Annotated in this window: 11 protein-coding genes; all 11 read right to left on the bottom strand. The window is 58.0% G+C overall.

The features are described 5' to 3' along the window. Positions 1-183: 183 nt before the first annotated feature. On the bottom strand, positions 184-1,173 hold the full coding sequence (locus ACEW8N_RS03425) for a hypothetical protein (protein ID WP_373498398.1): 990 nt from the start codon (positions 1,171-1,173) through the stop codon (positions 184-186). Positions 1,174-1,183: 10 nt separating this feature from the next. Further along, positions 1,184-2,332 (bottom strand): sodium ion-translocating decarboxylase subunit beta, encoded by a 1,149-nt coding sequence (locus tag ACEW8N_RS03420; RefSeq protein WP_373498397.1) that lies wholly within the window; start codon positions 2,330-2,332, stop codon positions 1,184-1,186. Positions 2,333-2,347: 15 nt separating this feature from the next. After that, complete coding sequence (locus tag ACEW8N_RS03415) at positions 2,348-3,922, bottom strand: acyl-CoA carboxylase subunit beta (RefSeq protein ID WP_373498396.1); 1,575 nt, start codon at positions 3,920-3,922, stop codon at positions 2,348-2,350. Positions 3,923-4,567: 645 nt separating this feature from the next. After that, the gene (locus ACEW8N_RS03410) at positions 4,568-4,756 is read right to left on the bottom strand and encodes a CooT family nickel-binding protein (RefSeq protein ID WP_373498395.1); all 189 of its coding nucleotides are present in this window, start codon (positions 4,754-4,756) and stop codon (positions 4,568-4,570) included. Continuing rightward, the gene (locus ACEW8N_RS03405; protein WP_373498394.1) at positions 4,749-5,207 is read right to left on the bottom strand and encodes a DUF3842 family protein; all 459 of its coding nucleotides are present in this window, start codon (positions 5,205-5,207) and stop codon (positions 4,749-4,751) included. The genes ACEW8N_RS03410 and ACEW8N_RS03405 overlap by 8 nt, the downstream gene beginning before the upstream one ends. A 247-nt stretch (positions 5,208-5,454) precedes the next feature. Then, a complete protein-coding gene (locus ACEW8N_RS03400) occupies positions 5,455-5,664 on the bottom strand; it encodes a rubredoxin (protein WP_373498393.1) in 210 nt (69 codons plus the stop codon). Positions 5,665-5,827: 163 nt separating this feature from the next. After that, positions 5,828-7,576 carry a tetratricopeptide repeat protein gene (locus ACEW8N_RS03395; RefSeq protein WP_373498392.1) on the bottom strand — a complete coding sequence of 583 codons (1,749 nt, stop codon included), beginning with the start codon at positions 7,574-7,576 and terminating at the stop codon, positions 5,828-5,830. A gap of 32 nt (positions 7,577-7,608) precedes the next feature. Further along, positions 7,609-7,869 (bottom strand): hypothetical protein, encoded by a 261-nt coding sequence (locus ACEW8N_RS03390; RefSeq protein WP_373498391.1) that lies wholly within the window; start codon positions 7,867-7,869, stop codon positions 7,609-7,611. Between the two features lie 251 nt (positions 7,870-8,120). After that, positions 8,121-8,942 carry a hypothetical protein gene (locus tag ACEW8N_RS03385; RefSeq protein WP_373498390.1) on the bottom strand — a complete coding sequence of 274 codons (822 nt, stop codon included), beginning with the start codon at positions 8,940-8,942 and terminating at the stop codon, positions 8,121-8,123. Positions 8,943-9,339: 397 nt separating this feature from the next. Beyond that, positions 9,340-10,032: a S8 family serine peptidase gene (locus ACEW8N_RS03380; protein WP_373498389.1), complete on the bottom strand. Its 693-nt coding sequence runs from the start codon at positions 10,030-10,032 to the stop codon at positions 9,340-9,342. A gap of 1 nt (position 10,033) precedes the next feature. Continuing rightward, complete coding sequence (locus ACEW8N_RS03375) at positions 10,034-10,339, bottom strand: ATP-binding cassette domain-containing protein (RefSeq protein WP_373498388.1); 306 nt, start codon at positions 10,337-10,339, stop codon at positions 10,034-10,036. Positions 10,340-10,771: the final 432 nt, after the last annotated feature.

Raw genomic sequence — 10,771 nt, 5'->3', positions numbered from 1 at the left:
AGGGGCCGGGGTCGACGGCCGGGGCGCTGCCTCGGGGGCCGCCGGGGACTCGCCGTGCCCGATCAAGACCGTATAGGGGCGGCCGTTCACACTCACCTGGACGTATCCGGCCGCGATCTCGCCGATCTCCACGGCAAACGGCTGTTCATTGATGCTCAACTGGTATCTCATGGAAAACTCCTCTCAATCCTTGCGGTGAAGGGTGCGGTTGAAGACGGTGAGCCGGTCGCCCATGATTCGGTTCAGGCCGTCGTGCGCCCATGAATCCGAATGGCCGGACTCCAGGGGCAGGGTGGGGGTAGCCCGGCCGGCCAGAAGGTGGAGGTGAAGGGCCGCGGCAATGGCCGCCGCATCCGTTTCCGGAATGTCCGGGGCGCGCTCCGGCTCCGGTTCCGGCTCGGGCTCCGCATCCTCCCGTGCAGCTTCCGGCGGAGCTTCCAGCGGGCTTTCAGGTACCGCCGCCGCTGCGGCCGCCCGCCGCTCCTTGCGTCGGTCCAGATACTGGAACAAGACCCCGGAAAGGATCATGCCGATCATCAGAATGGAAAGGACGATGAAGATGCCGAAGAACCGGATGAAGAGCGTCCCCAAGGCATACCCCCAGAAGGAGTCCCGGGGGCCGCCCACGAGGGTGATCTTTCCGTCCGCGGCCCCGTCCGAATCCCGGGGGCCGCCGTCCTGGACCGTCACGATCAGCTCCCGGACCCGGTCCGGGTGGGAGATGTTTTCAGCCTGGGAATCGGACCACGGGGCCGGAAGGCGCTCGTTGAACACACGAAAGGCGGTCGATTTGGTGAAGAAATCCGAAATGACCGACACCCGGACCTCCCCGCCTTTGGGCACATCCTCCACGGCGATGGAGAACAGGGCCGACTTGAAATTTTTCACATCCACCTCGGGCCGATCCGCCTTGTAGAAATCGACGCCTTCGACCGCCGCAAGCTTACCGCCCGCGGTCTTGAACCGGATGGTGACGCTGGTGCTCTTGGCCCGGGGGATGAGCTTGGCCGCGATCACCTCCCCTTCCCGGCTGAAGGCGGGCGCCGGCTTCTCGATATCGCCGGAGACGGGAGCGATCTTGGCGGCGGATTCGCCCGGCAGGAGGGCCAGGGCGGCCGCCACCATCGCCGCGCGGGACAACCAATGAATCGACTTCGACAGAATATTTCTCATGGCACTCCTCCTACTGAAACATGGCGATGAACATGCCGGCCGCGGCCGCCGATCCGATGACCCCGGCCAGGTTGGGGCCCATGGCGTGCATGATGAGCCAGTTGTCCGGATCGGCCTTCATCCCCTCGGAATGGGTGACCCGGGCCGACATGGGGACCGCCGAGACCCCGGCCGAACCGATGAGGGGGTTCATCTTCTCCTTGAGGAACAGGTTCATGATATGCACCGTCAGGATCCCGCCGACAGTGCATATCATGAAATCCACAAGCCCGAAGGCGAAGATGAGCAGCGGCTTCATGCTCAGGAATTTTTCCGCCTCCATGGTGGCGCCCACGGAAAGCCCCAGAAAGATGGTCACGATGTTCATGAGGGCGTTCTGGGCCGTGTCCGTAAGGCGTTTGACCACGCCGCTCTCCCGCATGAAATTCCCGAACATGAACATGCCCATCAGGGGCGCCACGGCCGGCACGAGCAGGATGATCAGGGCCGAGGCGATGAGCGGGAACAGGATCTTTTCCCTGGTGGAGACGGGCCGGAGCTGGCGCATCCGGATTTTTCGCTGCTCGAGCGTGGTGAAGAGCCGCATGATGGGCGGCTGAATGAGGGGGACCATGGCCATGTAGGAATAGGCCGCCAGCGCATTGGCCCCCAGGAGGTGGGGCGCCAGCTTGGCCGTCAGGTAGATGGTGGTGGGGCCGTCCGCCCCGCCGATGATGCCGACGGACGCCGCCTCCTTCAGGGTGAAGCCGAAGAAGAGCACCCCGATGTAGGTGACGAAGACGCCAAGCTGGGCCCCGGCGCCGATGATGAGGGTCTTGGGGTTGGCGATGAGGGGACCGAAATCCGTCATGGCGCCCAGGCCCAGGAAGATCACGCAGGGGATGATCTCCCACTCCACGCCGTATTTATAGAAGGCCCGGATCAACTCCGGCGTGCCGTGCTCGGTAAACCCCATGAGGGGGACCAGGGGGAAGTTCACCAGGAAGATGCCGAACCCGATGGGCACCAGGAGCAGGGGCTCGTAATTTTTGCCCACCGCAAGATACAGGAAGAAAAAGGCCACCCCCAGCATGATCACCTGCTTGAACATCAGGTTGGGCAGCCCGGTCTGAGTGGTCAGAATGCTGAGAATCAGCTCAAATACTTGATCCCATGACATCGCGAAATTTCCTTTCTAGAGGGGGATGTTGCCGTGTTTTTTGGGGGGATTGGCATCCCGCTTCGTCCGGAGCATCCGGAGTGCCTGGATGATTCGGGGACGGGTGTCGGCCGGGTCGATGACGTCGTCGATGTAACCCAGTTCGGCGGCTTTGTAGGGATTGGCGAATTTCTCCCGGTACTCGGCCACCAGCCGCTTCCGCTCGGCATCCGGGTCGGCGGCGCTCTTGATGTCGCCGCGGCTGATGATGTTGACCGCCCCCTCCGCCCCCATGACCGCGATCTCCGCCGTGGGATAGGCAATGACCATATCCCCCCGGATATGCCGGGAGTTCATGACGCAGTACGCCCCGCCGTAGGCCTTGCGGGTGATGAGGGTGATGCGCGGCACGGTGGCTTCGCAGAAGGCGTAGATCAGCTTGGCGCCGTGCTTGATGATGCCGCCGTGCTCCTGCTGGATGCCGGGGAGGAACCCGGGCACGTCCTCGTAGACGATGAGGGGGATGTTGAAGGCGTCGCAGAAGCGCACGAACCGTGCCCCTTTGAGGGAGGCGCCGATGTCCAGGCATCCGGCCATGACGGCGGGCTGGTTGGCGAGGATGCCCACGGCGCCCCCGTCGAGCCGCGCGAATCCCACGACGATGTTTTTGGCATAATGCTCGTGGACCTCGAAGAAGTAGTGGCTGTCCACATTGGACCGGATGATGTTACGCATGTCGTAAGGGGTGTTGGGGTCCGCGGGGACCATTTCCCGCAGGGCCTCGTCCCGGCGCATGGGGTCGTCCCCCATGTCCAGATGGGGCGGCCCCTCCAGGTTGTTCTGGGGCATGAAGGCCATGAGCTCCCGAATGCCGTTGAGGCAGGATTCGTCGTCGGGCATGGCGAAGTGGGCCACGCCGCTGACGGCGTTGTGGGCCATGGCGCCCCCCAGGTCCTCCTTGGTGACCGTTTCCCGGGTGACGGCCTTGATGACCTCCGGACCGGTGATGAACATGTGGCCGGTTTTCTCCACCATGAAGATCCAGTCGGTCAGGGCGGGAGAATAGACCGCCCCGCCGGCCGACGGCCCCATGATGGCCGTGATCTGGGGGATAGCGCCGGATGCCATGACATTTTGCAGAAAAATGTCCGCGTAGCCCGCCAGACTCATCACCCCTTCCTGGATGCGGGCCCCCCCCGAGTCGCAGAGGCCGATCACCGGGGCCCCGACCTTCATGGCCGTTTCCATGACCTTGCAGATCTTCTCGGCGTGGGACAGGGAGAGCGACCCACCGAACACCGTAAAATCCTGGGCAAAGACAAAGACCTGGCGCCCATGAATCAGCCCGTGGCCCGTGACGACCCCGTCGCCCGGGACCTTCTGGGTTTCCATCCCGAAATCGGTGCATCGATGGACCTTGAACCGGTCCATCTCCACGAAGCTGCCCTTGTCCAGGAGGATGTCGATCCGCTCCCGGGCGCTCAGCTTGCCGCTCTCATGCTGTTTGCGGACGCGGTCCTCGCCGCCGGCTGCCAACGCCTCCCTGGTTTTCTGGGCCAGCGTCTCCCTGGTTTTCTGATTCAGGGCCTTATGTAACGCAGCGTTATCCATTCTGACTCCTTTCACAAACCTGATGGGTTCTACCCTGCGACCCATACACGACAGGCAGCCCGAAAAAGGCTGCCTGTTTTGTCAGCCGGGATGTCAAACGCGGCCCGGATCCTCATTGTATGGGGAAGGCTTTTCGATATGGGAATAATTTCGGGTTGGCCCGTGTCGGCCATACCTACCCTGTGACATGAAATCTTGTAAGACCTCATTGGCATGTCTCGATATCTATTTTTCAGGTGAAATCAGGCGGAATCCCCGTAATCGGTTTCGACAAGGGTAAATTTCTGTAAAAGATTTGACTGCATTTTGCAATGGGAAAGTTGAGGAACTGCGAAAGACCCGGCCCCTGAAGTGTCGGCGGGCGTCTGAATGGGCCGGAAACGGCAGGCGCCGATCCGCTCATTTTGGGTTCACCCTCGGCTCAGGATTGAAAACGAAATTAATTGAACAATCCTGGTTGTCTAATGGGCCGTCTTCTGTGTTGCACCAAAGGCCGGATACCCAAAGTATGCGACCCTTGACGCGCCTTGAAGACGACCCAAAATCCGGCGCAATCTTGTCCAATCAATTTTGTTTGCGATCCTCATTCGGGCCGCATCCGGCGTTTCGGAACCTTCCGTCAACGCCGGATGCCCACCCGCGACCTTACTCCTCGAAGAGAATCTTGTGGTCGACCAGGTTCATGCCCCGGATGCGGGCCTTCACGATCTTCTGATCGCCGAAAATGCCCACCAGCCGCCAGGATCCTTCCCCTTCGGGCTCCACCAGATCCACGGATTCCATGATCAGGGTTTCCGTGTTTTCCTTTACCAGATACGCATTGGCTTCACACATGGCGCAACATCTCCTTTATTTTTCCCGCCACCACGGCCTCGACCAGGTGTGGCAGGGGCTCTTTCACCATCCCCACGATCTCCGTGTTCTCCTGGGACAGGGGCAGGAGAATCTTGGGGGCCGGGCTCGACATGACCGCTTCGGCCATCCGGGGCGTCACCTCGCCCAGCATGGCGTTGGCCCAGGTGATGCCCAAGGGGCCGACGATGGCGTCTGCTTCCAGGACGGACCGGCAGATGGCATTCTCCCCCGACGCCCCCCGGTTGGCCCCGGCCTTGAGCATCGAGGCGGTGGCGATGGCGTTGGTGCCCAGGGCGATCAACTCGACCGATTCGCCGTAGGCGCTTTTCAAATATTTGATCAGGGTGGCCCCGATGCCGCCGCCCTGCCCGTCGATCACGCAAATCCGCTTCGTCAATTCCGTTTCCTTATTAGGACCTGCCCCGGTCATCCCATAAAAAAAGCCACGAAGGCGCCTCCTTTTCGGAAGGGATGACCTTCGTGGCCTGTTTCAACTCTTTTGGGATCCAAGGGTACGCCGGGATGCATGCTTCCGGATGCCGGCCTCTGGGAACGTACACCGGTTTTTCACGACGTTTCCCGGCTTCTGCCGGAAATTATGCTTAAAATTTTTAACCGTACCGGCCGCTGAAGTCAAGGGATTTCATCTTTATTTCCGGATCATTCCGATTTGCGGCCTATTGATGCTCGTCCTTGACGGACCCGGGTCCCGTCAGGGGCCGGAACCGTCGCTTCGTGGCCCCGCAGACCGGGCAGCACCACTCCTCGGGCAGCTCATTGAAGTCGGTGTTCTTGGGAATCTTGCGCCGCCGGTCGCCTCTGTCGGGATCATACAGACATCCGCAATTGACGGTCTGGCATTGATAGACCTTTTCAGGCTCGGCCATCTCCCCTCCTTTCATGGCAACGGGTTGAAAGAAAAAACAGATTGATCTAAATATAATGCTCGGCCGCCCTGGATCAAAATTCCTGTTCCACAGAGGACTAATTTGAGCCGTCAAGGAAGGCCTTCGCCAGAAAGTCAGTGATGAACATCATACGCTACCATCATTAAGATGAATCCGGGGTTGATCCGTCGTCCTCGCAGGTCATCTGATATCTGTTCAGAATATTTTGGATGATGTCCGCTTCGGGAATCTTCATGCGCCGCGCGTCAGACAGGGCCAGGCAAAGCAGCCGGTTGGCTTCCCCAAGGCGGGCTGGGTCCAATCTGAGATAAGCCATTGCAATGTTCGCATGCGTAACTACCATGGAGCGTTTATCCCCCAGACGCTCATAAACGGGCAACTCTTCTTCCCGGCGAATCCGCAAGGACTCATCCAACTCACCACGTAATTGATGGATGTCGGCAATTTGACCCATCGTCAATGCACAGGAACGCATTTCACCCAATCGCTCAAACGCAACAAGCACGTCTTCTTTAAGGATACGAAGAGCTTTATCCAATTCGCCTCTTGTCCGATAGATATCGGCAATTTTACCCATCGCCACTGCACGCGCTCGAACATCTCCCAGGCGCTCATAAACAGGCAGCTCTTCCTGCCGACGAATCCGCAAAGCCTCATCCAATTCACCACGCGCCTGATGCATGTCAGCGATTTTACCCATCGTCACGGCATAGGATCGTTCATCCATATGCTCATAGACCGGCAGTTCCTCTTCGCGGTGAATCCGCCAAGCTTCTTCCCAATCACCGCGGGCCTCCAGGATGTCGGCAATTTTGCCCATCGTTACCGCTCGGGATCGTTTATCCCCCAGACGTTCATGCTTTGGAAGAACTTCATTCCGCCACATGTCAAGCGCCTTATCCCACTCCCCCTGTGAATACAGAACGTATGCTATTTGACTCAGCGTATCAGCGATGTTCCGTTCATCACTTAAGGTTTTATAAAGATTGAGGGCATGTTCATAACATACAAGGGACTCTGCGTTCTTTCCTATAGCTTCATACAAATCACCTTGCTCACACAACAAGGATGCGCGCAATCCGGCCGCCATATCAGGTCGTGAACCAAGATATGCGTCCAACTCGCGAATCCATTGCTGCCGTCTTTCACGTTCTGTCGCGGACAGGAAAAGTTTGTCTGGTTTGATATGCGGAGATACCTCAACTTGTGCATGAACTGAAAAATCAAACACCCCGGCTCTCCATGCCCACATGTCCGGAGCTTGAAGCGCCATCAACCTGATGAGGCCCCGAGGCAGCCAGAAGACCATTGGAATGGGGCATTGTCCCGTCAAAGATTCACGCTGGTAATTCAAAGACGGAAGCCATTCCTTTTCAGGATCATACGCCCAGATATCCAGACCAAGGACGTGAAGCACGCTGGCTTTCCCGGCCAGTTCTCCTAATCGGGATTGCAAGGCACGAAAATCCGGGGGGTTTTCCCGGTCAACATGGAGAATCCGGCTTTTCACATGCAGCGCGATCAGTCTCTCGACAAGCTGGTCCCGATAATAGGGTCGGTTGTATTGCGCGATCAGCAAACGGAACCTTCCACCCGCCGCCCCAATGGCGCGGTCAAGACGATCGAATTCCGAGGTGTGGACCGGAACCAGATGGTCGCAGCCTGGAGAATATGGAAAAGGGGAGCAATCGTCAGGCATTTTCGTCCGGACGGGCTGTATCCGGCATTGTCCGGCGTCATGTGGGACTCCTTTCTCTAATCCGGTTTTCAGGCACCGGAAAATCGATAGGAAAATATACCATTGATATCTCCGGATCCAAACAAAATTTTCAAAATCAGGGAGCTTCAATCCTTTGTTGAGCAGGACTATACGCCAGAGATCGCTTCCCATCTCCTCCTGTTTTGATGAAATTGAGCATCAGCTCATCCATCGCTCCCGGGAGCCGGGTCGCTTTCATCCGTCTTCACCGCAACAGCCTTGAAGAAGGTGTAGCAGAAAACCCCGTCGGACGCGGCGGTCCGGTAAAGGTCCCGGATGCCCCGGTCCATCTCCTCTCGGCTGATGAGGTGGGACGCGACGGCCGCATCGCGGACCCCCTCGATCATGGCCGTGAAGGTTTTCCGGATAAACCCGTCCACCAGCGACGGCCGGCTGGCATCCACGTAGACCATGCGCGGCGACACCGCACCCCGCTTCGAGGACCCTGGCCCCCGGCGGGTATGCCGTATCGGCGTGGAGGAGTTCCACCAGGGTCGACGCCTGATCCTGCAGCCGCGAGCTTTCCCTGTGATCGTATCCGTGAACGTAACGTTGGGTCATGGGTCAGTTCTCTTTCTAAAACAAATCCACCGGATTCGGTTCGCCGCTTTCCGGCGGATGCCGTCGGGCGCCCGCGTTCAAGGCCCCGTGGATATGGCTCCTGAGCTTCTTCGGGCTAATGCTCTTCCCGATTCAGCACCGTAATCGTTTTTCTCAATGCCCGGTCCACCCTCCTCAAGGATTGGTGGAGATCATACGGCCCGGCTGTATCCGATACCGATTGCTGCGCAAATTCGATGCTCGCCTTAGCCAACCCGAATGCCGCACCATAAATTGCCGGGTCCCCGGATCGGCCCCGCAATTTTTTGGCCATGGCGGCAAGCTCGTCCAATACCGGCGCCCAATCCTTCGATGGTTTGGCCGGCGCAGGCGTTGCGGTTTTCTGTGGCGGAGCATCGAGGTTTTCGATAATGCGATTGTTCTGCTTCGCCGTCATGTAGGTTTCTTTTAATCGACGCTTAATCCCCCCACCAAAATGGATATTGTACGTCTGAAACATGCCGTCATAGATAATTTTCCCCTTGAACGGCAGCAGAACAGCTTGAACATGAAGGGGAAGATGGGAGCGATGAACCAGTTCGTCAAACCCTTGATAAAGCCCCACGACGCCAAAAACATCCCCGCCCTTGATGAAAACGGCGTATTGCTTCAAGAAACGCTCAATTTGAAAATCCCCTGGAATAAAGTTTTTCCAGCCGGAAACAAGCGAAAGATTCTCTACGGAAAAATGCTGCGGGTTTTGTTGAACAAAAGCATCAATCAGCTTGATGTCTGCATAAAGCGCGTTCCGGACTTCAGCTTTTTCCTCGGGGGAACACTCGACATAGGCATCCACACTTTTGATATTGGGCAGAATTTTGAACTTTTGATTTACAAAATATTGAAGCGCCCACATCAACTCGAAAAAAAGATTCGCATCCTGTTCAAAAAGTTTCATGATTTTGCCTCGCTTGTCTGGTTTTCTGTGGGGTTGAATGATGAAATCAGTTTACTCCAGATCGAACGCGCTCTCCCATTGCTCGAAGGGCCAGATCGACGCCGGTTCAATTTTGTGCAAATCCGATAGCCTCGCACGCTGCATTCAGCATGTGCCGCAACCGAATGATATCATCCTTCCGCAAACTGCACCTCGGCTTCCTCCAACACTCGCTGGCGAAAATACCGGCTCAGATCTTCGGGGGTGCGAAGGTCTGCTTTCCGACCTCCAAGCAGCGCCGAAAGCATATCTCGATAATTGGTTGAAATAATCCCGAATCACCATTTTCTTCCACCATGGATCGAACAAGCCCGTGCGGCTCCCTCAGACGGCATCTATCAATTTTCAAGCACCCCCTTCATTGCACATTCCCTTTCGCCGCCAGTTCCCGCAACGCCGCCATCACCGCATCGAACCCGGCCTCTGGGTGCGCTTCGAGGAAGGCGGCCACCCTTCCGGTGACGTGGGCCGCGGCAAAGCTGCTGCCGCGGAAATTCCGTTCCTGGGGGAGGCCTGGGATGGGGCGGGGCCGGCCGTGGGCGCCGAAGTTGACGGGGACGCCCGGGTGGTGGATGAGGCCCTCCGGCGGGCATGCAGGGTACTGGTAGACGCCGATGACCGTATCGAAGACGGCGGGGTAGATCGGGTCGTCGGCCGAGCGGGCGGCGGCGACCACGAGGGTGTTTTGGGCCGCGGCCCTGGCGCATAAGCTCCGGAGGGGCTTCCGGCAGCGCTCCAGGGTGGTGCCCAGGCTCAGGTGGATAATGCGGAATCCGCCCGACACCGCCCATTCCAATGCCGCCACCAGGGCCGCCATGGATGCGGTCAGGTCGGTGTGGAAGATCTTGAGGGCCGTAAGGGTGGCCTCGGGGGCGTAAAGCCGGATGACGCCGGCGATAGCCGTGCCGTGGCCGATCGCGTCCCGGCAACCTTTCTCCTGGACGACGGCGCCGTCCGCGCCGGTCGAAAAGCTTACGCCGGCCGCGATCCCGCCCACGTGGGGGTGGGAGGCGTTGATCCCGCTGTCGATGACGGCGACGGTGACGGCCATCTCAGGGCCGGTATCCCTCCCGGGGCCCGTCATAGGCGATACGGGCGCCGGTCTTTTCCCCTTCGCCGTGGGGGCCGTCGGTTTTCTCCAGAACGACGATGTGGTCCGCATCATCGAAGGAGCGCTCCCGGTGGCTCACGATGAGGATGGTGCGGCCCTTCATCAGGCCGCGGACGGTCTCCTTTAATCGGTCCTCCACGGCGGCGTCGAGGAATGCCGTGGCCTCGTCCAGGATCAGGATTTTGGGGTCCATCAGGATGGCCCGGGCGATGCAGATCCGCTGCTTCTTCCCTTCGAGACCACACAACAGTATCCCAATATCTTCCAGTGCGTTTCAAAAGGCATTTAGACGCACTTACCAACTTCATGAACGCCCCATTCATTCTGCATGAATAAGCGAGACGTCAACAGTTGCGTTGATTCAATGGCCAGTTTTCTTGGAGCATATTCATTTAAAATACTGAAAGCTTTGCCGATGCATGGAAAGAAACTGATTTGCATCTTTCAACACTGAACGCGTGAAACCTTTGATTAGGGGTCAGAAGAGCGAACAGAACGTGCCCTATAGTGTTATTTCACTGCAATTATATTTCTTCTTCGAAATTTTCAAGCGGAAGTGGGTACAACGTGATCAAAAGTTCGGGTTATGGAAAATGGTGAAATGAAAAATGTTGATTTGACGCTAATTTCCATATTTTCTGTCTTTGAAGTTCAATGCAATCTTGTTCCAAAATTACAG

Source organism: Desulfococcus sp., assembly GCF_041737845.1.
Classification (GTDB): Bacteria; Desulfobacterota; Desulfobacteria; order Desulfobacterales; family Desulfococcaceae; genus Desulfococcus.
The sequence above is the reverse complement of the archived record's forward strand: the minus strand, read 5'-3'. Positions and strand labels throughout refer to the sequence as shown.

Excerpts from the sequence above, each read along its gene's own strand:
- ACEW8N_RS03425 (WP_373498398.1), bottom strand. The coding sequence starts at position 1,173 with ATGAGAAATATTCTGTCGAAGTCGATTCATTGGTTGTCCCGCGCGGCG.
- ACEW8N_RS03420 (WP_373498397.1), bottom strand. The coding sequence starts at position 2,332 with ATGTCATGGGATCAAGTATTTGAGCTGATTCTCAGCATTCTGACCACT.
- ACEW8N_RS03415 (WP_373498396.1), bottom strand. The coding sequence starts at position 3,922 with ATGGATAACGCTGCGTTACATAAGGCCCTGAATCAGAAAACCAGGGAG.
- ACEW8N_RS03410 (WP_373498395.1), bottom strand. The coding sequence starts at position 4,756 with ATGTGTGAAGCCAATGCGTATCTGGTAAAGGAAAACACGGAAACCCTG.
- ACEW8N_RS03405 (WP_373498394.1), bottom strand. The coding sequence starts at position 5,207 with ATGACCGGGGCAGGTCCTAATAAGGAAACGGAATTGACGAAGCGGATT.
- ACEW8N_RS03400 (WP_373498393.1), bottom strand. The coding sequence starts at position 5,664 with ATGGCCGAGCCTGAAAAGGTCTATCAATGCCAGACCGTCAATTGCGGA.
- ACEW8N_RS03395 (WP_373498392.1), bottom strand. The coding sequence starts at position 7,576 with ATGGGAAGCGATCTCTGGCGTATAGTCCTGCTCAACAAAGGATTGAAG.
- ACEW8N_RS03385 (WP_373498390.1), bottom strand. The coding sequence starts at position 8,942 with ATGAAACTTTTTGAACAGGATGCGAATCTTTTTTTCGAGTTGATGTGG.
- ACEW8N_RS03380 (WP_373498389.1), bottom strand. The coding sequence starts at position 10,032 with ATGGCCGTCACCGTCGCCGTCATCGACAGCGGGATCAACGCCTCCCAC.